This is a genomic window from Paenibacillus taichungensis (assembly GCF_003287275.1).
GTDB classification, from domain to species: Bacteria; Bacillota; Bacilli; order Paenibacillales; family Paenibacillaceae; genus Paenibacillus; species Paenibacillus taichungensis_A.
Genome location: NZ_QEVW01000008.1, coordinates 380,631 through 404,050 on the forward strand (window position 1 = coordinate 380,631; position 23,420 = coordinate 404,050).

19 protein-coding genes are annotated in these 23,420 nt (G+C 47.5%); 13 read left to right on the top strand and 6 right to left on the bottom strand.

Annotated elements, in window-relative coordinates; genetic code table 11:
* Positions 1-98 precede the first annotated feature (98 nt).
* Positions 99-1,124, top strand: coding sequence for a leucine-rich repeat domain-containing protein (locus DC345_RS14310; RefSeq protein ID WP_113053666.1), 1,026 nt, complete (start codon positions 99-101; stop codon positions 1,122-1,124).
* A gap of 76 nt (positions 1,125-1,200) precedes the next feature.
* Here the strand turns inward: DC345_RS14310 and DC345_RS14315 are convergent, their stop codons facing one another.
* Entirely contained in the window at positions 1,201-3,486 is a 2,286-nt protein-coding gene (locus tag DC345_RS14315) for a helix-turn-helix domain-containing protein (protein WP_113053667.1), read from the bottom strand.
* Positions 3,487-3,844: 358 nt separating this feature from the next.
* Here DC345_RS14315 and DC345_RS14320 point away from each other — a divergent pair, with 358 nt between their 5' ends.
* Positions 3,845-4,519 carry a hypothetical protein gene (locus tag DC345_RS14320; RefSeq protein ID WP_113053668.1) on the top strand — a complete coding sequence of 225 codons (675 nt, stop codon included), beginning with the start codon at positions 3,845-3,847 and terminating at the stop codon, positions 4,517-4,519.
* 181 nt (positions 4,520-4,700) lie between these two features.
* Here DC345_RS14320 and DC345_RS14325 read toward each other — a convergent pair whose 3' ends face one another.
* Entirely contained in the window at positions 4,701-4,904 is a 204-nt protein-coding gene (locus DC345_RS14325; protein ID WP_113053669.1) for a hypothetical protein, read from the bottom strand.
* A gap of 425 nt (positions 4,905-5,329) precedes the next feature.
* Between DC345_RS14325 and DC345_RS14330 the strand changes: the two genes are divergently transcribed.
* From DC345_RS14330 to nagZ, 8 genes are read left to right on the top strand one after another with little or no spacing between them, the layout of a single operon-like run.
* Complete coding sequence (locus tag DC345_RS14330) at positions 5,330-6,298, top strand: ABC transporter permease (RefSeq protein WP_090953579.1); 969 nt, start codon at positions 5,330-5,332, stop codon at positions 6,296-6,298.
* A gap of 13 nt (positions 6,299-6,311) precedes the next feature.
* Positions 6,312-7,181: a carbohydrate ABC transporter permease gene (locus tag DC345_RS14335; protein ID WP_053781400.1), complete on the top strand. Its 870-nt coding sequence runs from the start codon at positions 6,312-6,314 to the stop codon at positions 7,179-7,181.
* Between the two features lie 48 nt (positions 7,182-7,229).
* Positions 7,230-8,789 carry an extracellular solute-binding protein gene (locus DC345_RS14340; protein WP_076287988.1) on the top strand — a complete coding sequence of 520 codons (1,560 nt, stop codon included), beginning with the start codon at positions 7,230-7,232 and terminating at the stop codon, positions 8,787-8,789.
* A gap of 59 nt (positions 8,790-8,848) precedes the next feature.
* Complete coding sequence (locus tag DC345_RS14345) at positions 8,849-10,930, top strand: Ig-like domain-containing protein (RefSeq protein WP_258530660.1); 2,082 nt, start codon at positions 8,849-8,851, stop codon at positions 10,928-10,930.
* 54 nt (positions 10,931-10,984) lie between these two features.
* Positions 10,985-11,122 (top strand): hypothetical protein, encoded by a 138-nt coding sequence (locus tag DC345_RS32195; protein ID WP_258530661.1) that lies wholly within the window; start codon positions 10,985-10,987, stop codon positions 11,120-11,122.
* A 39-nt stretch (positions 11,123-11,161) separates the two neighbouring features.
* Positions 11,162-11,944 carry a glucosamine-6-phosphate deaminase gene (locus DC345_RS14350; protein WP_309304335.1) on the top strand — a complete coding sequence of 261 codons (783 nt, stop codon included), beginning with the start codon at positions 11,162-11,164 and terminating at the stop codon, positions 11,942-11,944.
* Positions 11,941-13,104 (top strand): N-acetylglucosamine-6-phosphate deacetylase, encoded by a 1,164-nt coding sequence (locus DC345_RS14355; RefSeq protein ID WP_258530662.1) that lies wholly within the window; start codon positions 11,941-11,943, stop codon positions 13,102-13,104. The genes DC345_RS14350 and DC345_RS14355 overlap by 4 nt, the downstream gene beginning before the upstream one ends.
* A gap of 10 nt (positions 13,105-13,114) precedes the next feature.
* Complete coding sequence (gene nagZ, locus DC345_RS32200; protein ID WP_258530663.1) at positions 13,115-16,552, top strand: beta-N-acetylhexosaminidase; 3,438 nt, start codon at positions 13,115-13,117, stop codon at positions 16,550-16,552.
* A 284-nt stretch (positions 16,553-16,836) separates the two neighbouring features.
* Here the strand turns inward: nagZ and DC345_RS14365 are convergent, their stop codons facing one another.
* Positions 16,837-17,694 carry a type II CAAX endopeptidase family protein gene (locus DC345_RS14365; RefSeq protein ID WP_113053670.1) on the bottom strand — a complete coding sequence of 286 codons (858 nt, stop codon included), beginning with the start codon at positions 17,692-17,694 and terminating at the stop codon, positions 16,837-16,839.
* 325 nt (positions 17,695-18,019) lie between these two features.
* On the opposite strand from DC345_RS14365, the gene DC345_RS14375 reads away from it, so the two are divergent.
* Positions 18,020-19,456 (top strand): alpha/beta hydrolase family protein, encoded by a 1,437-nt coding sequence (locus tag DC345_RS14375; RefSeq protein ID WP_113053672.1) that lies wholly within the window; start codon positions 18,020-18,022, stop codon positions 19,454-19,456.
* Positions 19,457-19,476: 20 nt separating this feature from the next.
* Here the strand turns inward: DC345_RS14375 and DC345_RS14380 are convergent, their stop codons facing one another.
* From DC345_RS14380 to DC345_RS14390, 3 genes are all read right to left on the bottom strand, one after another.
* Positions 19,477-20,508 carry a MerR family transcriptional regulator gene (locus tag DC345_RS14380; protein WP_113053673.1) on the bottom strand — a complete coding sequence of 344 codons (1,032 nt, stop codon included), beginning with the start codon at positions 20,506-20,508 and terminating at the stop codon, positions 19,477-19,479.
* 318 nt (positions 20,509-20,826) lie between these two features.
* Positions 20,827-21,546 carry an SDR family NAD(P)-dependent oxidoreductase gene (locus DC345_RS14385; protein ID WP_113053674.1) on the bottom strand — a complete coding sequence of 240 codons (720 nt, stop codon included), beginning with the start codon at positions 21,544-21,546 and terminating at the stop codon, positions 20,827-20,829.
* Positions 21,547-21,591: 45 nt separating this feature from the next.
* The gene (locus DC345_RS14390) at positions 21,592-21,954 is read right to left on the bottom strand and encodes a winged helix-turn-helix transcriptional regulator (protein ID WP_113053675.1); all 363 of its coding nucleotides are present in this window, start codon (positions 21,952-21,954) and stop codon (positions 21,592-21,594) included.
* Positions 21,955-22,154: 200 nt separating this feature from the next.
* Here DC345_RS14390 and DC345_RS14395 point away from each other — a divergent pair, with 200 nt between their 5' ends.
* Positions 22,155-22,706 carry an NAD(P)H-dependent oxidoreductase gene (locus DC345_RS14395; protein WP_113053676.1) on the top strand — a complete coding sequence of 184 codons (552 nt, stop codon included), beginning with the start codon at positions 22,155-22,157 and terminating at the stop codon, positions 22,704-22,706.
* A 353-nt stretch (positions 22,707-23,059) separates the two neighbouring features.
* Positions 23,060-23,419, top strand: coding sequence for a hypothetical protein (locus tag DC345_RS14400; protein ID WP_113053677.1), 360 nt, complete (start codon positions 23,060-23,062; stop codon positions 23,417-23,419).
* Position 23,420 lies beyond the last annotated feature (1 nt).

The window sequence follows — 23,420 nt, forward strand, 5'->3', positions numbered from 1 at the left end:
CGAAATGTGTATCCGACTTCTCAATATACTCTTCTTGATTTACAATTAAAGGAAAGCTAGACATGGATAAGTATCAGAGAATTGGAGGGTGACCAGTAATGAACGAACCGTGGGCCGCTTCAATGAGTGGAGTTCCCTGGAACGAGGATAAAATGGACAAGGCTATCGTACAACTGCGAAACAGGGCTACGATTAGCTTTGTTGTCGGGCTGGACGAGGCGCATGATCTGCAAAAGCTAGATGAATATGTGTTTGCCAAACGCCCCGATTTGATTTTAAATGTGTCCAATACAGATATGAAGGGGCGGTATTCAGAAGAGTTTCTGGAGGCACTTGCTGGTTTGAAACATGTCACCGCTTTGCAGCTGGATCTCAAACAACCACAGGATTTAAGTATATTGAGTGCGCTGCAAAAGATGGAGTTTCTAAACATTCGCTCACCCAAAAAGCAAAACCTGGACTTCATCCGAAATTACAAATACTTGAATTACCTCGCACTTAGCGGGAAATTTCCCGATCTCTCGCCGATTGAGGACTGCATTCGGTTGAATACCCTCGTCCTGAACTGTGACATTGATCAGCTTGATTTTGTTGCAGACTTGCCATTTATTGAGTATTTGGCTCTTGATCACTGTACATTGAATGGTTCACTCAAAGTACTGGCTGAATCGAATATCCATATGCTGAGATTATCGTCCGTAAAGAATCTGACCGAGATCGATGCAGTGGGGGCATTACATCATCTGGTCTATCTGCATCTGTCATTGCCCAAAATCGAGCGGCTGTGCGACTTCTCGCACATGAAGAATCTACGGCAGCTTGAACTTGATTTCATGAAGTCTCTGCAAGAGATTGAGAACCTGTGGACTGCGGATCAATTGGAGGTGCTGGAACTGAAAGAGATCCATAAGGGGATCAAGGCTGAGGCATTTATACGTTTGACCGAAATGCAAAGTTTGCGACAGGTGGATTTTCGTTTTATTGATCATAGTAAAGGCCGGATTGCCGGTATGAGCAAACAAATGATTGAAGCGGGGAAAGGGCACCTGCTCTATGAACAAATTCCTGAAGAACAGCGAATTCCTTCGATGGCTCTTGTGCACCTCTCCAAAATTCTAATGTAAACCATACACAAATGCCCGCCTCCGAAACGGGCGTTTGTGTATTTACAATCCTCGGTCCATACCGGCCCACGCCTGGCTAACCATGGTTGGAGGAGATAAAGGGCTCATCACCCGCATGACGCTTGCGGTATTCTCCGGGGGTCAGCCCATACCGACGCTTGAACATACGGATGAACGAGTTCACATTTTGATAGCCGACCTGTGTCGCAATGTCCTGAATTCGCAGATCTACATTCACAAGCAGTTCCTTGGCCCGCTCAACGCGCAGATTGTTCAGATATTCGCTGAAGTTGATGTTAGTCTTTTCCTTGAAAATACTGGAGAGGTATCCCGATGTTAAATTCAACTTGTCGGCGACGATATTCAAATTAATATCTTCCCCATAATGATGATCCAGGTAGTCCAGCACAAAGCTGATAACCGGATCACGTGTTTCCAGCTGGCTGCGTACTGCCGCAAGCACCGGTTGAGCCAGCGCCTGAAGCCATTCTCTGTATTGCTGCATGGAATGGAAACTAGCAAATGTCTCTCCCGGAGGAGAAGAGCGAAGCTCGGATTCGATTTTCGTCAAATTCAGCTTCATCACCGTCTTGCTGATCTGTTCGACTGCGCCAATCGCAAAGGTGCGGAAGTCTTCTGCGGCCGCATCCTTGTGCTGCAGTTGCTCCAGCTGGCGATCCAGCCAAGCGAATACGGCCTCTTCATTGCCGGATTGCAGCAGGTTGTGCAGTTCCTCCCCATAGGTGACCTTCACATGGAAGGCATTTGACGAAGAAGCGCGCGGCTCCACAATAACTTGTGTCTCCCCATTCAGCCTGCGTTCTTTTAACAACATGGACAGATTGCTGTACGTATCGGTAAAAGGAATTTCTCCGGAATACACCGGACTTACCGCGATGGTCAGATAAAGGGTTTCCTCGACAGCCAGCAACTCCTTCAGTGTATCGAGCGCTTGAAGAATACCACTTTGTGGACCTGGATCGAACAGCAGCAGGAGCAGTTGGTCCTGCTCGGGCTGAATGGCAACGCTATTGGTTTGGCTGCTGGTGAACAGGCTTTGAATCAGCTTCCATAATAACAGGGTATGCTGCCCGAATTCATCCGGCTGTGATTTGAAGCCCACCTTGAACAGAATGGAGACATAAGGCTGCTCGGAATGCTGGGCATCCTCAAGCTCCGCCAAATAGGAGCTGAGCGGTATATTTTTTACTTTATGGATATAAGCATACTGACGCACGAGAGAGTTCTTTTGCGCAAGGTCGCTTTGAATGTAACGGTTCTTTTCCAGAATGGAGCTCAGGCGGTCCCCGATCATGGCGAATTCTTTTACACTGCTCCATTTGTTAGGACCGCTGTCCGGATTTCGGTCCAGAGCGGCAATAAGGCGCTGGAGCGGCTGATTTAGTCGTAAGCTGAAAAACAGGGAGGAGATCACACTAATCAGTACAGCAGCACCAAGCAGGAAAGCCAGCAGCAGCTGCATGCCTCGCATTTCCGCAGCGATTACCGCGGCCTGAGTGACACGAACATAGGTAAATCCGGTTTGCTTACCTTTTTCATAGAAGTAATACTGATCCCCAATACGCTCATGTTTGCTCCCGTCTGCAGGTAGCTGCGGATTCTGCATTTCCTCCTCCATCGTGGTAAAAAGCAGGCGTCCCTCGTTGTCCAGAATGTAGAACGGATTATTAGCGGCATCGCCATATGTGTCCTGCATACGCTGTGGATCCAGCATAACAATGCCATACACATCTTCGTAGGGAATGGCTTTCATCATGAGCGGCATCAGTTGACCGAGAGAACGTGATGAGTGAACGGTATTTTCCGTAAAAGCTGCTGCAGGCATGACTTTCAGAAACTGGTTGTTCATCGTTTGCGTTTTCCAGTAGTCCGGAGGATATTCTTTACTATAATAATATTTACCGAACATATCACTGGCACTGTTAAGACCTTCCTTCTCCAGTACATAGTCTTCTTGCTTGAAATAGAGAATGAAATTGTCAATATGCAGAAAAGGATTGGCGTACAGCGTGGAGAGGTCCGACTTCACCTCTGCGGGAATATCGTAACGGCGGTTCTCCTTAATGTGGCTCAAAATGCCAAGGTTGGCTGTCCAGGTATCCGATTGAGTGAGGGCCAGAATCATATTCTGGGTCAGTCGGAAATGATTCTCATATCCTTCGACGGTCTGTGCAAGGCCCAGTTCATTTTGTCTGACCATCTCCTGATAGACCTTGTTGCTTAAGTACAGGTGGGAGAACAGATTAAATGAAGCCAAAATCAGGATGACACTGAGGAAGCTCAGCATTAGCTTGACAAACAGTCCATTCAGCGCAAATTTGCTTGTAAGCAGTCCCTTCATTATGACATTCCCCCTTGAGTACAGCCCCGGATCGAGTAGTTAATCCTATCATAGCGGCATAAAGCTGACACAAACAATATACACTTTTACTGAATTATACGCGGATATCTGGAAAAAAGGAGTAAAGGCGAAAAGTTATATAACATGTAGATAGCGCTTTCCTTATGAAAATTGGTATAATGAGGAAATGTACTCTGGATTTACAAGGGAAGTTACCTCACATTCAAGTCAATTTACAATCTTCTAAGCAAGAGAGGGTGCACCTCACTACAATCTTTGGTTGAAGTCTTGTGCTTCAAAAAGAACTTCCCCTGCTTAATGACAGGAATTGAACAATATTTTCACTGGAGGAATTGCAATGAAACGTGCTTACCTGTTAATAATAATTGTGCTTACCCTTAGCGCATGCGAACAGACTAATACTAGTACTAATGAAGATAACAATGCCGTTGTTGTAGGTGATACGAATGCGGAGGATTCTAAAAACACAGAAATTGCGCTGAGCACAAAAGGGGATTTATCAAAAGTTCCCTCAGAATTTTTAGCTCAGAACGAAAGTGATCTAACTGCTGGGGATTCTGAAACGGCCTATAAAATGTGTGCAGAAGCTCTGTCTGGATATTATAAAGCGATTTGGAACGGCTCGGAAATTGATTTGGATACTTATATCGATAACGAAAACCTTAAACAATATACGCAGAAAAAAGTTTCATCTCAATATGATTTATTCCTTAAAAACAAGTTTACCTATAATCAGGTCACAAGCGTTGATATTGGTGCTAGACAAGTAGAGTATGTTGGAGGAGATAATAGTTTTTTCTATTTGAAATTAGATGCACGTGTTCATAAGGATATAGGTGACTTTGCTGAACCTACTGAATTTCTTGTGCAAAATTCGAGTGGAAAGTTAGTTATTGTTGATTGGTATACTAGTAGTAAGGATAGTTATGATTCATCTGTACGTGGAGATACTCAGACTATTGACAATCCTGATATCTGGAATAACACGGAATGGGTGAGCACAATTAACTGATGAATTCCCCTAGCAATTGGATTGTTATTTTCAGTGGTTTAAACGGGTACATATTTTAAAAATGTCGTCAAAGGGCATGGCTCGCATTTACAAGTGCTAGCCACTGTCCCATATGACGTTTTTCAGTTGCAAAATCCGCTCTACGTCTCTTCATCCGGTGAAGGGGGAAGGTGCGGCCTTCTTACATTTGTTTTTCAGCGGACAATCCGTGCAGTCTGCGCATTTGAGTGATGAAGTTTCGTTCCATAATCCCTTTCGGTGGTTGGTTTGCTTTCATATGAGTAACGTAAGTATCCTGATTGCCGGGCATTTCCACGTATCGCCACCTTCCTTCTGGCTCAAGTTGCTGATCTTGCCCTTTCCCAGGTGTGTGTAATTTCTTCATTTACTTCTATAGCTAGTTCACCCAGCAAAGCCTTCTCTTCCCCTTATTCAAAGTGGGCAAAAGAGTGTAGCCCCCGGACGTTGGAGTAAATAATGCCCAAGTTGGCTGTTCAGTATCCAATTGAGTGAGGCTAGAATTGTGTTTTGAAGCAGTCCCTGCATTATGACATTCCCCCTTGAATACAGCCCCGGATCGAGTAGTTAATCCTATCATAGCGGCATAAAGCTGACACAAACAATATACACTTTTACTGAATTATACGCGGATATCTGGAAAAAAGGAGTAAAGGCGAAAAGTTATATAACATGTAGATAGCGCTTTCTAAAGAAATACAGCTATAATTCGGAGACGAACCCCGGAATTTCAGGGTAAGTTATCTGACATAAAAGTCGATTTAACTCATTTAAGCAAGAGGGGGCATGCCGATGGCTGATGCTAGCGTAACGCAACGTACACTGCAAAAGGAAGCGCACCGGCCGCCTCGGCGGAAGTCGCGTTTGATCAGAACCTGGAACAGGAACAAGGCGCTATGGCTGCTATTCCTGCCATGCCTCCTGTATTATTTGATCTTCCGCTATGCGCCGATGTTTGGTCTGGTCATCACGTTCAAGGATTACAATCTGTTTAAAGGAATTTGGGCCAGTGATTGGGTGGGATTCAAATATTATCGGATGTTTCTGGAGAATCCCGATTTTTGGCCGCTGATGAAGAATACGTTTCTGCTGGGACTGTATAAGCTGGTGTTCGGCTTTCCAGCCCCGATCCTGCTGGCCATTCTGCTGAATGAGGTACGAAGGGCAGCATTCAAGCGCTTTGTACAGACCGTCAGCTATCTGCCGCATTTCATTTCGAATGTAATCGTGGCGAGTATGGTAATTATGTTTCTGTCTCCAACTGGAGGGCTCATTAACAATTTGCTGGCAGGGATCGGCATTGGACCGATCAATTTCATGAATGAGCCCGGGCTGTTCCGGGGCATCTACGTCCTTTCGGAAATCTGGCAGCATATCGGGTGGGAAACCATTATTTATCTGGCCGCGCTGACGGCCATCGACCCGCAGTTGTATGAAGCCGCCGATATGGACGGAGCAAGCCGATTGCGCAAAATCTGGCATGTCACACTGCCCGGTATATCTCCCGCGATCGTCATTACACTGATTCTAAATATCGGCAAAGTGCTGGAGATCGGCTTCGAGAAAGTCTTCCTGATGCAGAATCCGGCGATCTACGATACAGCGGATATTATCAGCACGTATGTCTACAGGGTAGGCATGGTACAGGGGAACTTCAGTTATGGGGCATCCATTGATTTGTTCATGGGAGTCATCAGTCTGATTTTCATCTATACGGCTAACTGGCTCAGCCGCCGATTAAGTGAGACCAGTCTATGGTAGAAAGAGGTGTGGCGTGAAATCACTCCGATTTTCTTGGTTTAACGTTGTGGCATCGCTAATCCTGCTGTTCGTTGTTGTGGTTACACTCTATCCGTTCCTTCATATGCTGGCGGTTTCCCTCAGCAGCAACGTAAACGTCATCCAAAACAATATTTCCTTCTGGCCCAAAGGCTTTAATCTGAGCATGTACAAATTGGTGCTCGGCGATCCGCAAATCTGGACGGCTTACCGAAATACGATCATTTACACTGTGCTTGGTACACTGATCTCGCTGGTGGTCACCTCCACTGGAGCTTACGCATTGTCCAGAAAGGACATGGCACTGCGTAATAGCTTCACCGTCCTGATTGTAATTACGATGTTCTTCAGCGGTGGGATGATTCCGACCTTCCTGGTGGTCCGTTCATTGAATCTGGTGGACACCGTATGGGGCATGGTTCTCCCGGGTGCAGTTAGCACCTGGAACCTCATTCTGATGCGCACGTTCTTCTCAGGCATCCCCAAAGAGCTGGAGGAATCGGGCAGGATGGACGGTTTGAACGATATTGGTATCTTCATACGTATTATTGTGCCGCTGTCCAAGGCATCCTTTGCCACGATTGCCCTTTTCTATGCTGTGGGTATGTGGAACAACTTTATCTTTCCACTGCTCTATCTACGGTCTCCCGATTTATTTCCACTCCAGGTGCTGCTGCGTAATCTCGTGCTGGCCGGCAGCGCAAGCTCAGGCGACGTAACATCCATTGGGGGAGATAATCTGGTGGTGGAGGAATCGCTCAAGTATGCGACCATCATGGTCTCAACCCTGCCAATTCTGGTCATCTATCCGTTCGTACAGAAGTATTTCGTCAAGGGAGCCATGGTTGGTGCGGTCAAAGGTTAAAGTGAGGCAAGAAATGCACCGCGAATTCAGGTTAAGGGAGAGAAGCTTATGGGCAAATGGAAATCGGTAATACTTCCCCTGCTGATTGCAGTTACGATGGTGGCAGGGTGCAGCGGCGGCAAGGGTGCCGACCCGCAAACAGATACCAAGGGAAATGGTACCGGAATAACCGATAATTCCACCGGTGCGGGAAAGACCTTCACGGCCCTGCTGGACAACAATGCCACTTTTCCTTATTCCAAGAGCTGGCCCATTTGGAGCTGGTTGAAGGAAAAGACGGGCGTCACGCTGGAAGTGCAGACACCTTCCGGCAAGCTGGATGAGAGCCTGAACCTTGCGATTGCCTCCAAAGCGCTGCCTGATCTGATGTATATGCCCAATCGCAAGGATTCGAACAAGTTTGGTCAACAGGGCGCGTTGGTGGACCTGATGGAGTATATGGACAGTATGCCGAATCTAAAGGCATGGATGAAGCAATATCCCGAGGAAGCGAAGGCTGCCCTGTCCGCAGACGGTAAAATGTATATGTTCCCCAATCAGGGCTTCGGCGAGACGAATCGTATGATCTGGATGTACCGTAAGGATGTTTTTGACAAGGAAGGCATTCAGGTTCCAACAACTTATGAAGAGTTGCATGCAGCGCTGAAGAAGCTGAAGGAGAAATACCCGGACAGTTACCCGCTCTCGATCCGTTACGGTCAGATCCCGGATGAGATGAATGCCAATATGACGGTGAACTACGGAACGGGTGAGGGTGCCTACTATGATTTTGACCAGAAGGAATGGCGTTATGGACCGACTGAAGACAACTACAAGGCCATGGTAGGGATGTGGAAAAGTTTTTACGATGAAGGGTTGGTCCCACCCGACTTCTTATCATTGCAAACCAAGCAGTGGCAGGATATGGTCTCGACTGGAAAATCATTTGTAACCATTGATTATATCAGCCGGATTGATTTCTTCAATAATGCCATGCAGCAGGAAAATCCAGAGTTCAACATGCAGTTTCTGGCCCCTCCGGCAGGTATTTCAGGGGGGAAACAACTAAATCCGTATTTTCATTATATGGAAGGCGGATTGACGGTGGCTTCGACCTCCAAGAACATTGATGATGTGATGAAGTACATGGACTTTTTCTATTCCGAGGAAGGACGTACGCTGAGCAGCTGGGGTGTAGAGGGCGAGACCTTTATAAAGGAAGGCGATACGATCAAGTTCAAGCCGGAGTATAACGATGTCATTGAAATGCGCAAACAGACAGGGCTTCAAACGAGCGGAACCTACACCTGGATTGATTTCAACGCGCATTTGTCACTATTCTCGGACGATCTGAAGCATGCCTATGAAGAAGCGGTCAAATATGACCCTCCCGCAATGCAGCCAAGACCAGCTTTTACAGAAGTGGAAAATGAAGTCATATCCATTACCGGGCAGGCAATCAAGAAGCACCGTGACGAGAGCTTTGCCAAATTTGTTACGGGTTCCCGGAGTCTGGCGGATTGGGAGAAGTACGTAGAGGAAATTAACAATCTTGGGGTAGATAAGCTGCTGAACACCTATAAGGAAGCGTATGACCGTGTTCAGAATGTTCAGCTGAGCGCGAAATGAGCGAATGTAAGGCACAGGAATCCTAGACCATTACAGAATGGCAAAAGGAGGCTTCGCTTATGAAAAAGCAGCATCTGCGTGTGTACTCCGGATTCAAACTGGGATTGTTTCTGTTGATCTGTATGGTGACGATTGGGATAACTGTCCCTGGCAAGGCAGAAGCGGCGGGTTCAATTTCACTGGATGCGCCTGCGGGCGGATATGTGTCGGATGGAGGGCTGGTGGAAATTGGGGGCAGTTATACCGACTTGTATGACATTCGACTGTTTGTGGACGGAACGGCTCAATTCGAAGTGGTATTAAATGATCCGGATGGGGATGACAGCGGCACATGGTCTTATATGCTGGATACCTCAGGCTATAACGGGATTGTGGAACTGGTGGTTCGTGGACTGGATACGTCCACCCGTTACGGGGTATGGGGAGCACCGGCCATCCTTACCGTTAATAACCCGGCAGGTGCTGTTCCTGTAGTAACCATCACGGGACCATCTGAGGGCGTAGCTCTTAGCGGTCAGGTGGAGATCTCTGTCGAGACCAGCTCTCCACTTCCAATCATGCTGGTAGAGGTTCGGGTGAACCGCGGGCCATGGGAGGAGGCTCTTCAACAAGGCTCCGAGTATGTATACTTCTGGGACACGGCGGGACTTGGCGATCGCACGGTCAGTCTGGAGGCCAGAGCAGCCAGCGCGCCGGAGCGTTACGGTTATAGCCCGACGGTGTATGCTCAGGTGGGAACCGGGACGCATGAGACTGCCGTTCCTCTGCCTGTACAGGAGCGGGCCATGTGGATCTGGGAACCGGAGAGCTATAAGCTGCTGCTGAACCCTGGATCACGTCAGGTGCTGGAGTCATTCATCACCGATACGCAGACATTCGGCCAAACACCGGTTCAGACGCTTTATCTCGCAGTAGGCGGTTATGCCGGATACGATGCGCTGGAAGCGCAGGAAGTGGAGTTACGTTCTTTCGTGAGTTGGGCGCACAGCAAAAATCTGCAAGTGCATGCGTTAATTGCAGGCGGCACTACGCCGGCCTATATGGGCGCTTACGAGAAATATCACCATCATGCTGTGCAGGAAATGGAGCAGGTGATCAATTACAACCTTGCAGCGGGGGATACGGAGAAGTTTGACGGCATCAATGTGGATATTGAGCCTTATATCTCTCCCGACTTTAAAGACCCAAGTCATTTCCTGCAGAAGGAATACCTGGATGGCCTGCAAAAGATGATTGATCGCCGGGATACCGCAGGTATTTGGCTTCCGTTCGGTCCTGCTGTGCCGAAGTGGTATGACACATCGGATCAAGCAGCAAATATTTCATGGAATGGCTCCAGCAAATGGTTGTCTGAGCATGTTCAGGATATATCAGATTATATCTCCATTATGGATTACCGGGATACGGCGGATGGCTCGGCTGGCATTATTGCCGGGGCTGCTGGAGAGCTGGCTTATGCGGATCAGATCGGCAAGCCGAATTCCGTGGTGATTGGTGTGGAAACGCTGGATATCGCCAATAGCGGCGACCCGGAGACCATTACCTTCTGGGAGGAGGGGCGCATCCACATGGAGGCCGAGCTGGATAAGGTATATGCAGCTTACGGGCAGAGCAGCTCCTTTGGCGGCATTGCCGTCCATCACTATGATTCCTACCGGGCACTTCCTTCTTATTGGGGGCCGGGCGGTGTAGTTTGGACAGCTCCGGATGACCAGGAAGCTCCTTCCGCCCTTTCAGGGGTTCCTTCCATTGAGGCCACTGATTATCAGACTGTACATCTGAAGTATGGAATGGCTTCAGATAACATGGAAGTAGAACGCTATGTGATATACCGAAGTACCGTTCAGGGGTTCACACCTGTTGCTGCGGATATCGTCGGACTCGCTCGCGCACTGAATTACCAAGACAAAGGGCTACTGCCGGATACGACATACTACTATCGTATTGCGGCCCGTGATTTGGGTGGAAATATCGGGCCTCTCACTGATGAAATGTCAGCGACCACTGGTAGTACCACATTGAAGCCATTGATTGTAACAGACATGAATCTGGTCTATGGCGGATCAGGGGTATCCGTCACACTGAAGGTCAGAGATTATGATACAGGCGCGGTACTTGCGGGGGCGAAAGTCGAAGGGTGATTTACTTATTCGGCGGGGCGTTACACCAGCGGGACAACCGGAGTGGATGGGAGCGTGACGCTTGTCTCGGAAGCGGTGGGAACGGGCAGACAGGTTGGTTTTGAACCTCGCAGAATCCGTTACAACGGCTATTACTACGCAGTAGGTCATGATTCGCCGCATTCAACACTGCTGATGAATGCCAGCAATTGAACAAGCAGGAAAGAAACGGCTTGAAGGAGGGGGAAGCACATGAATATGAATGACTTGGTGGAACCGCTCAAGACTCATATCATTGAGCACATGTCTGTACAGGTTTATGCAGATCGGAATCAGATGGGGGCAGCCGCTGCGGCTGCGGTTGGGGCCAGATTAAGACAGCTGCTTCAGGATTCGGAGCGTCAGGTACGCATGGTGTTCGCTGCTGCTCCTTCGCAAAACGAATTATATGAAGGTTTGGTACGGGAGCCAGGTATCGATTGGTCAAGGGTTTGTGCCTTTCATATGGATGAATATATGGGTCTGGCGGATACCGCTCCCCAGCGATTTGGTCAATATTTAACGGATTGGCTGTTCAGTCGGGTGCAGCCTGGGCGGGTGGAGCTGTTGGATGGGCTACAAGATGTGGAGCAGGAGTGTCAGAGATATGGAGACCTGCTGCGTGCGGCTCCTATTGATATCGTCTGCCTCGGGATTGGAGAGAATGGGCATATCGCCTTTAATGATCCGCCTGTTGCCGATTTTGAAGATTCGAGGATCGTCAAAGCAGTGAAACTGGACGAAGCCTGTCGCCGTCAGCAGGTGAACGATGGGTGCTTTGCCCATCTGGATGATGTGCCTGCGGAGGCGTTGACTCTTACTGTGCCAACGTTGATGGCTGGAAGGGAGCTGTTTGCAATTGTGCCAGGAGCATCCAAGCGTCGTGCACTTGCGGCAGCTTTACATGATCCGATCAGCACGGCATGTCCTGCTACCATCCTGCGTACCCATCCCGGCATAACGATGTTCACAGACCGGGAAGCCTACGACCTGTGAGTGTGCCAATGATCGGGAAGCACTACAGAACAGGGTTGCCCATTGAGGTGGAGGTCAAAGATGGACGTATCACTGCTGTTACTGAACTTGAAATGTCGCCTCCCGTAGATTGCCTGCCCTGGCTTGCGCCTGGACTGGTGGATTTACAGGTCAACGGTGGATGGGGGCTGGATCTGAACACAGCCCCGCTATGTCCAGATATGGTAGTGCAGCTGACCCGGAAGCTGCAAAGTCAAGGTGTTACAAACTTTTGCCCGACGTTGATTACAAACAGTTCCGTACGGCTAGCTGAGGCGGCTTCTGTCATTGCAAAAGCCGTTCGGCTGAACCCGGATGCGGCCGAAGGGATTGTGGGCATTCATCTGGAAGGCCCATTCCTCTCGCCGGAGAATGGCCCACGCGGCGCCCACCCAAGGCAGCATATTGTTCCGCCTGATTGGGAGGCACTCAGCCGTTGGCAGGATGCCGCCGATGGGTTAATTCGCATCATTACCCTTTCACCCGAGTGGCCTGGATCAGCTTCATTTATTGCCCGGTGCTGCGAATCCGGCATTCTTGTCTCGATCGGACATACGGCAGCAACGCCAGAACAGATCAGGGAAGCGGTCTCCGCAGGAGCAGTGATGTCTACACATCTTGGTAATGGTGCGCACTTGATGCTTCCGCGTCATCCAAACTACTTGTGGGAACAGCTGGCGGCCGATGAGCTGTATGGGTGCATGATAGCGGATGGTCATCATCTTCCGTTGTCCGTGCTGGCCGTAATTCTCCGGATGAAACGGAACCGCGCCATTCTGGTCAGTGATGCTGTCTCACTGAGCGGAATGCCGCCAGGTTCCTACCACCTGCATATCGGCGGAGATGTGGTATTGACGGCCGAAGGTCGGCTGCACCTTGCCGGCCAGCCGGAGCTGTTGGCTGGCTCGGCGATGATGCTGCCGAATCAGGTGGGATATCTTGTGGAAGCGGGGTTGTCCGGGCTTCCCGATGCCTGGGACTGTGCATCGGTGCATCCGGCACGGCTGCTTGGGCTTAAACAGGCTGCCGGACTTGAGGTCGGAGCGCCTGCGGATATCGTTAGCTTCAACATCGATGGTGGAAAGTTAAGTGTTTTGCAGTGTTGGAAGAATGGCCGGATCAGTCCACAGAGCCGAGAATAGGAGGAGAGCGATGCCGAGCTTGATACCACAACCGAAGCAAATTGTAGCGAGCGAAGGAGAAGCCTTGCGACTGAATGGAGAGGAAAAATGGGGTCTTTTCATGGAACAGGATGATCCCAGATTGGAAATTCATTGCCGCAGGGCATTTCCGGGAATGGAATATATATGCTCCAGAATAGAAAAGGGTTATTTGTTAGTAATCGGACGTTTCTCAGAGCAGGAAACGAAGCAGGTGGTCAATGATGAGGACTACGGATCGCATGCAGTTCATGAAGTTCTGGGAGCGCAACAGAATAGCCAGGTCATTTCTGATGTCCCTTCATTTACTCAACAAGACAGAATGGATCTGACTGGGCTGGACCGACGTCCACAAGGATATAAGCTGGAGGTGTCGACCGACAGGGCTGAAGTCCACGCACTGGATGCGGCGGGTCTATTTTATGGATTACAGACATTGGTACAACTGCTTGGACCGGATGGTGTCATCCCGGCGGTATCCATAACCGACTGGCCGGACACATCTTTACGCGCAATGAACTTTGACCTGCGTCAGACGTTCTCGAAGCCGGAACTGCTGACAGGGTATTTGGCTGATATCGCCCGTTATAAGACGAACGCGATTTTGATTGAATACGAGGATAAGTTCCCATTTCAGTCGCATCCCGAGTTCGCACATCCACAACATGCGTTAAGTCGTTCACAACTGGAAGAACTGAAGCAGAACGCCCACGAGCACTTTATAGAGATTATTCCACTCCAGCAGAGTTTCGGACATCTGGAATATGTATTACGCCACGAAGGTTGGCGGCATCTTCGCGAGACAGAGCGGTCCACCGGGGAGATCTGCCCATCGCATCCGGAAACCTTTGGATTGATAACCTCTTTACTCGAGGAGATGATCGACGCCCACCCGGATTCGCGATATATCCACCTCGGGTGTGACGAGGTCTATAGCCTATGCGAATGCGAACGCTGCAAAATCGAGTTTGGAGGCGTGCGAGAACGAGCTTTTATCGCCTTTTTGAATCGTCTGATTGCATTTACGGCAGAACGGGGGAAACTGCCAATTTTCTGGCATGACATGCTGGATAAATGCCCGCCAGAGGAGCTGGTTAAGCTGGATCAGCGAAGTGTCGCCATGATCTGGATCTACAACGGACGCAATATCGAAGCGGAGGTGACTTCACATGCGGCCAAATTCAGGTCGCTCGGCATTGAAGTAATGGGAGCGCCAGCAGTTCGCAGCTTTGACTGGGCTGAGCATCAGAATTATCCGGTACTGCTGAACCGGACAGACAACTTGCTTCAGTGGGCAGAGACGGCCGACAAGCTGGATCTTGGCTGTGTTGTTGCTACTAACTGGACGGGGCCTTTCAGCCTCGGTGTTCCATATGGTATTTTCGAAACCACCTGGTACCCCATGCTGCTGCATGCGGATTTGGCCTGGAACCGAAAGGCGAATACAACTACCTTCATCGACCGGTTTCTGGAACGGTTTCATGGCATTGATCCTGTTACTGGACACAACCTCCTCGGCAATTACAGGGTAGAGGATTATTATGATGTGATCTGGAAGCTGGTGGACGAAGTGCGCGAGCACAAGGAAGAAGCGGAACTGATTGCGATAATGCATGATTTTGAGGTGGCGACAGATCGTTCGCGGGCAATCCATAAGTATGCTTACCGCTGGGAGCTGTATCCCGGAGACGATGCGGAGTGGCGCTCACTCCATAACAATTATACGAGAAACCGCCGCGGGCGTGAGGGCGTCCTCCCTCGGATGAAGGCTGCGCTGGAGCGTTACCAGCCCTCTGATATGGCAGAGCACTTTGTAAAATCGAGGTTCTATCTGCATGATTATCTGGAGCGCACGCTCTATCAAGAACTGGGTCTGAACGCACTGCATCCAGAAGCCGATCTGACGGCAATGAGCTTGGAAGACAAAATAGCTCTGATGTGTGTAGTCGGCACACCATCGACTCGGGCCGAGCCGGAGTTTCGCGGCAGAATGGCACAGCACCGATTCGGGGGCATCGGCATCTTTCCCCATAATATTGAGAGCGAGCAGCAGTCACATACGCTGCTTGCAGAAGTGAAGAACATAGCCGGAGAGAGCGGCAGCCTTTTGCCTTATTACGTTTCAGTAGATGAAGAGGGTGGGACCCTGTCCAAGTTTAAGTCCTTTTTTCCCTATGTTCCTGGCAACCGGGCAGTCGGGTTAAGTGAAGATCCGGAAGCCGCTCTTTTGCTCGGTAAAATCATCGGCAGTGAGCTGCACTCCCTTGGTATTCCCATGAACTGGGCACCAGTGCTGGATGTGAACACGAATATAGATAGTCCGGTTGTGGGTGTTCGCTCCTTTGGAGAGGACCCGCAGCTGGTGTCCCAATTCGGCCGCGCCTATATACAGGGAATGCATGAAGCAGGTGTAGCCGTGACGGCAAAGCATTTTCCCGGACACGGGCAAGTGAGCGGAGACTCACATATTGTTTTGCCCGAATGTGAGTTGACGATCGAGCAGTTGATGGAGGGGCCGTTGCTTCCCTTCATTAAGGCGATTGAAGCTGGTGCAGATTCCATCATGATGGGACATCTGGTGTTTCCCAACATTCCGGAATCCGGCGGACTTCCGGCCTCGCTCAGTCCTTTTTTTGCCACGGAATTGCTGCGGAAGCAGTTGGGCTTTGCGGGGGTGATCTGCACCGATGACATCGAAATGGGGGCAATTTGCAAAAATTTCAGCCCGGAAGATGTGGGTGTGCTGGCTGTTCAGGCGGGGAATGATATGATCCTGATGTGCCATACGCCGGAGTTCCAGAGCCGAGTCATCGCGGGTATTCTGGCAGCTGTACGGGATGGGCGCATCCACGAGTCGCGAATCGAAGAGTCGGTTCTTCGTATTCGGCAGCTGTATGACCAATTCCGGCAGTACCAAGCGGCTGCACAGCCGATTCCCAGAGAGCAGTGGGGAGAGGCGGCACTGAAGCTGGCTCGTATGACTGTCAAAGTTAGTCGGGACCCGCAGGGTCTGCTGCCACTCAAGGATTCGGTGAAATATTTGCTGATACTGCCGCAGCAGGAGCAGCTGACCCAGGCCGATAATAGTGGTTCTGCGGAAATCAGGGTAGCCTCCCAATTGAAGGATGAAGGCTTGGTTGTGCAGACGCGCTACTGTGCAATGAAGCCGGATCCCGTGCAGATAAAGTCTCTGGTTCTGCAAGCTGCTGATGCGGATGTCGTTATCCAGGGCACCCTTAATGCTCATCTATTCACAGGACAGCTGGAACTGGCGGAGGCCTTGGCTGCAGTTAAGCCACTGCTGAATCTGGTGCTTCGCAATCCCTATGATGACGCTGTACTGCCGCAGACAGCCGGAAGCATACTGTTGTGCTCAACCTCCGATTATTCACTGCGGGCACTGGTGGAATGCTTGACAGCATCAAAGTGAGACTTATCAGTGATGAGCTGATCAACAGGGCAATGAAATTATCCAAAAGCTCAAAAGAAAGCTTGCGTGCATTTGCCAAACTTCATTCTTACAAGCGATCTAGCTTGAAATTAAGAGATAGAGGATGAAAAGAGGATATAAAATCGAAAAGCCCGCTACTTTGCGGGCTTTTATCGATCTTGAGTTTGGATGCTCATCCCTACAGAAGAGATTTTCATCATTGCTCCGAATGCTAACGTCTTCTTTTCGAAAAAAGTTTATACATCCTCACCTATAGCAATTGTTTATAGCTGTCTTATGACAAGTGGCTTTCTCGACATCATCCATGCTGCAATCAGCAAGGCGAGTGCCATCAATATTCCGGATTCTCCAGTCCATAACAGAACGTTCTTGCCACTGGAAGATATATCAAAGGCATCCTGAATCACGGCATTCCAACATGCATGGAGGAGAATTGCAGGCCATATGCTGCCCGTTGTTAAGCGCAAGCGGCTGATCAGATAACTGAAAGAGGTCACTGAAATCATAAATAGGATAACCGATAAGGCAGGATATGGACCGGAATAATAATTTGCAAAAAGCATCACGGGAAGGTGCCATACCCCCCAAATAATTCCGCTCGTCAGCACGGGTCGAGGTACACGGGCGTTGATTAGGCGAGTGAGCATATAGCCTCTCCATCCAAGCTCCTCTCCTGAACTGCTGATTATACCGATTGCAGTACCCGCAAACATTTGAAAAAGTATCGTTCCTGCAAAGATAACGCCTGATGGACCTTGAATGAATGATTCCGGTGTAACGTACTGAACAAGTCCTGTAATCCAGGCAATTCCATAAGCGAATAAACCAATGACAACTGGAAACAGCAAAATGAAAGGTAACGACTTGAAGGTGTGCTTCCCCCCAATCCGCAGGGAAATATCCGAGATGCCTTCACGCAGTACGATACGGGCGAAGATGGAGGATAAGCCCGGTGTCCACATGAGGAGCAGGCCGAAAATCGGTGCTTTCATGATCAGTACATAACTAAGGATGGAGAGAGGGATGAGTATGGCAAAGAAAACGAGCAGTCCTCGCCTGGCTTTTTGGACCTTTTCCTCCTCTGAACTCAAGCTGGGCATCGTACTAAAATCTGTTCTCATTGTGATAGCTCCTTTTATCAAAATATGTATGTCGCTTTGCAGTATAACAGTGGATTTACCATAATCAGAACAAACTCAAGCCCAGTCTTTGTCCAAGACCCTAGCCCAGGAGGAACACGACTAAAGTATAGTAGCGAGATTTGAAAAATGAGGTAAAGCGCAGCTATTCCTATGCAGTTTATAATTTCGCACAACACCTTGTTGCCAGCACAAAGGATTTTGGAATAGATTTTTTTAAGAGGGTCTTGAATCTTCACCTACTGGAGGTTGTAAGCTACGAATTAGCTAGCCAGCAACTTACTATAAACGTGGAGGTTCAATTCTTATGAGGTTTTTAGAAGTTTTGTTTGTTGTTTTTAATATTATGATGGTGGGTTGGATTATATTTGCGAAAAACAAGACGCAGCGTAATTTGCTTATTGGATTTGGCTTGTCTGCCATTCTCATGCTGATGCATGGGATCATAGAAGGCATGCGTTGGCCAATGATTCCGGCCTATGTGATGACGGTAATACCGTTTGTCGTAGTCATGATTAAATTGAAGTCGAAGTCTCGACAAGAAGAGGAACAAACCGCTCGAAAAAGATCGGTTGTAAAGCTCATTTTCGTGACAATACTGATGGTTGTTTATTCAGCGGCAGCGGTGGTATTGCCGATATTGCTTCCGGTATTCACTTTTGATATGCCAACAGGTCCTTACAAAATCGGCACAGTTACTTATGACTGGGTAGATGATCAGCGTGAAGAAATCCTTACGTCAGATCCAAGCGATAAGCGCGAATTAATGGTACAAATTTGGTATCCTGCGGACGCCAAAGCGAAAGGGAAACCGCAAGCCTATCATTCTAATATGGATGTCTTTGCGGAGGGATACCACAAAATGTTTAACGTTCCTAAGCTTCTGTTTTCTTCAATCGGTTATGTCAAAACGCATAGTATAGAAAATGCAGATATTTCTAATGCAGAGCCGTCCTATCCGGTACTTCTTTTTTCCCATGGCCTCACTGGAAACAAAATGCAGAATACCTTCCAGGTTGAACAATTGGTTAGCCAGGGTTACATCGTTGTTGGTATAGACCATACCTACAGCAGTACCGCTTCAATTTTCCCGAATGGGCGTGTGGCGCCTTTAATTATGCTAGACATCAATTCCATCGCAGACCTGGATGAAGCCAATATACAATGGGTAGAAGATGCGCGTTTTGTACTAGATCAAGTGGAGCAACTGGCGGCAAATGATCCAGAGCGGCGTTTTACTGGACGGATGGATATGAATAATGTCGGGATGTTCGGTCATTCCTTTGGTGGTGCAACAAGTGTACAAGCGTTAATGACAGATTCAAGAATTAAGGCGGCGCTTAATATGGATGGTGCATTATATGGGGAACGTCGTATTCCGGAAGAAGGGCTGAAGAAGCCATTTATGATGATGAGTGCTGATTCCAGTGTAGAGAGTATGAAGAAGGTAACGGAGGGCAGTCCGATTGACATGATGAAGGAAGTTCTGCCTCGGTTCGATCATGTAACAACAGGTGGTAACTACTGGATGATCCTAAATAAGACGAATCACCTCAGCTTTACCGATATGGTTCTGTTCTCACCTCTGTTTCAATTGATGCAGGGCCGTGATGTTCGGGAGGGTTTGAGCCTCATTACCGATTATTCACAGGATTTCTTCGATCATTATTTAAAGGGAAAACCATTTGAACTTATAGGGCAAAATGTTGGAGAGCACCCGAAATTTACCCTCCTTCATGACTAAAGCAACCTAGCCCGAAGGCTCTAGCCTTTGGGCTGTACACTGGAGTGACTTTGTAATGGTATTATCCTTTCTTGCAGGTTTTGAAAAAAAATTAGATTTCCTTCTGCAAGCAAGTTTAATTGCGGACTCATAATGGCACACAACCTGTTGACCCGATCAATGAGCGGCGAATGAGTCTGCTCGGCATGTTCCAAAAAGGAAATAAGGAAATCCTCGTTATAGATCGTTTGCTCTGCATTGTCATATAGAGAGACCGACTCTTCAATGATGGCCTGAACTTCAGGACTGTCAGCAGACTTTTTACTTTCCAACGCATGGGTTAATCGAACATAGATTTGATCCAGCTTCTTGATCCATGTATCAGCATCATAGCGGGGTTGTAGTTCATTAATAAAGAATGCAAAGTTAGTGATTTTCATGTCTTTCATGAATTGGGGATCATTTATAATTTCTTGTAACTCATTCCATGCAGCTATTTCTATTGCCGTTGTTTTCTTTTGATTTACAATATGTTTATTAAAGTAATGCAGCATGGGAGCCTGATAGTCTGGAGGAACTCCTTCAAAGAGATTAGAACTTTCAACATTCTCATTAATGAACTTTTTCCGCTTTTCAACATTGGACGCTTTGGCTTGAACGAGGTCGTAAAGGTAACGCAAGGAACCCCCTTGTTGCTGCTTCGCTTGTTGTAAAATAGATATCATATTGGTTAGCGCGCTAGCTTGGATCGAAAGGGTTTCAATCTGCCAGTCGAGTGCTTTATCAATCGATAACTCTCCAGAAAATAACTGGCTAATCTCTTCAATACCAAAATCCAAGTAGCGGAGCGTTGCAGTGAGCTCTAACCGCCACACATCCTCGGTTGAATAGAGTCGATGTCCTCCTTCTGTATAGTTTGTGGGCTTCACTAACCCGATTTCATCATAGTATCGAATAGTTCTGACCTTAGAACCAATCATTTTAGCTACTTCTCCAATCGTAAAGGTCTCTATCTTATTCGGAGAATCAGTGGAGATGTGATGCTGCAGCTCTGTATCGACATTTGAATGCAAGAAAATTACCTCCAATGTTAATAATGACTATATATTTATAACTCATTTTATATTTAATAGGATATATATATCAATTTGATTATCATCACCTATTTTACAATAGAAATAAGGCCGCAGTGATTCGTTAAAACTCAGTAGGAGAGCGAATAACGTGTACTGGCTTTCTTAGACAAAATAACGGGAATAAGGGATTCCCCCGTCATGCGAATGGTTTATGGAAGAGCAAAAAGAGCACGTCTCAAACGCGCTCTTTTGTTTGTTTTTAGCTGGTTGTCATGGTGTTTCTTTATCATTCTTTAAGATGGCCATGTATTTAAATTATGCGTTCAGATCCGTAATTGCCGGCATATTAATTTCTTTTACACAGGCTGCATTGGACAGGCCGACAATGCACTTTACAATAGAAACCATATCTTGAAGAGGGATGCGTGTACCATTATATTCGGAAAGAGCGCGGTCAATGCCATCTTTATATGGAACTTCGGCTGCGAGTTCTCCCGGGTTGATACATGTAACCGCGATCCGATCGTTTCTTGTATGTTCTCTCAGGGCTTCTGTAACCCCACGAATGGCAAATTTGGAGGCTACAAAAGATACCTGAGTACTGTTCGCATTGCTCAGACCCGCAGTCGAGCCAATAAGAATGATTTTGCCTGCTGTTGATTTCCTGAGGTGGGGCAATAATGCCTGAATGCTTACAATAGCGGATGTTACATTCACATGAATCAGATTACTGATGTCGGCGGGGGTGTCCTTATCGAACGTATAGTGGTCCTCGAACCCCTCTTTCTCCCAAATGCCCACATTGTAAATGAGAACATCCAAAGTCTCGTTCTGAAGGGCATCGCAGATCTGTTCGGATGAATCAAGCGTAGACAGATCTGCCTGTATCCAAATGCGTTCTACGCCATCGTCGAGCTTCAAGTTATCAGGTTTCGTGCGGGACACAACCCAGACTTTATCGCCTTGTTCAGGAACCCCCCTGACAAATGCATCTCCTAATCCTTTGCTAGCACCAAATACAAGATAGTTTTTCAATTAAAGTGCTCCTTTTTCTCCAAAGTGTCGGCTAAAGATACCAGCTCAAAACGCAGGCTCTTTATTTTCCAATAATATAATGTCTTCTCCTTGTTGTTGCCTTAATGCTATATTCTCCCGCCCCCATGTACACATCACATCCACGATCTTGTTGGCGGTAACTCCATATTCCGTAAGGCTGTATTCGACTTTGGGCGGCATCTGTTGGTAAACATGTCTACTGACAAGGCCGTCTCTTTCAAGTTCGCGTAATTGCTGGATCAGGACCTTTTGCGAGATACCGTCTATACTGCGCTGTAACTCGCCTGTCCTTTTCACACCGGACATTAATAAACATATGATTAGCGCTTTCCATTTGCCGCCAATAATTTCGAGTGTTGCTTCGATTCCCAGGTTATATTGCTTCATGACATATCACCTCGTTCATGTTACATCGTGTTGATGTGGTATAACTATTCATTTTCTCATAATGTGGCTGATGAAGTCCATACACACTTTGAAGTAACCATCTTACTTTCGAGTGTGTATTTTCTTTTTTTCAGGCTTATATGATAATGGCCCTAGTCGAAAAAGGAGTCTGAAACTGAACCGAGAAAGGAATGTTAAACATGAAAACACTGGTCATTCTGGCGCATCCCAATATAGAGGTCTCAAGAGTAAATCAACGTTGGAAAGATGAGCTGCTGCAGCACTCCGATATTACAATTCATGAGATTGATAAAGCTTATCCTGATTGGAACATCGATGTTTCCAGAGAACAGAAGTTACTTGAAGCATATGATCATATTATTTTGCAGTTTCCGTTATATTGGTACAGCTATCCACCGTTATTGAAAAAGTGGTTAGATGATGTTTTTACTTACGGATGGGCGTATGGATCAACAGGTAACAAATTGCATGGTAAAAAGATGGGTTTGGCCATATCCATTGGCGACAAGAAGGAAAGTTACACGAAGGATGGTTCAGTTTCCTTTACTGTGGAAGAGGTGGTTACGCCTTTCAAGGCCAGCATAAATCATATTGGAGCCGTAGCGTTACCGTATTTTGCAGTCTTTGGTGCCTCATTTCAAGCTACCGATGAAGAAATTAACCAAAGTGCACAAGATTATATCCGTTATATCCATAAGTATCAGAATGAGGTTAGGAATCTATCGATTTGAACAGATAAAAAGCGAGGCAATCGTGTGCCATATTCATTAGATCTAAATAACTATGTAACTATGAAGGGGCTGTCCCAAGTCATGAGCATGACTTTTGGACGGCCCCTTTGACAAGAAAACACCAAACTACACGAGGCTGATTTGTTGTATAAAATACACATTTGAATTCCAGCACTTTCGGCTGCTTCCGTTAATAAGTTCATATACTACTTCTTCCCGTAACCTTATAACCCTTATGAATAATGGTGAATTGACGCCTGTCTTTTGTCCACACCGTTGCTTTCATGCATGAATATTACTATTCATGTGAGCTTAAGAGACTAAGAGGTTCATAAAAAGGTGGGATGGGGAAGATGGCTACTTTATCAACTGGGCCGATCGAAAACAATCCGGTTTCTGGTGTTAGACCGACACAACAGGTAACGATTAGGTTGGTAAGTCGAACTGCTGTGGACCCTGTAACAGTATCCGTTCAGGGGTATGTGTTAAGCACAACAAGAACACTGTATGTGAGCGAAATGATCAGTATTGCATCAAACGAAGCAGTGACCAGAAATTATTTTGCAGACTTAGATGCTTTTGAGTTTGTTTTTGGAACCAGTACAGAAGGTGCGGAAGAAGTAGGAATCTCAGTATGGGGCAAACAAACGTCGGGACAATTGGTAGATGCTCACCGGGTAGTGGAGCACGAAAAAACAGTTAAAAACATCTAGC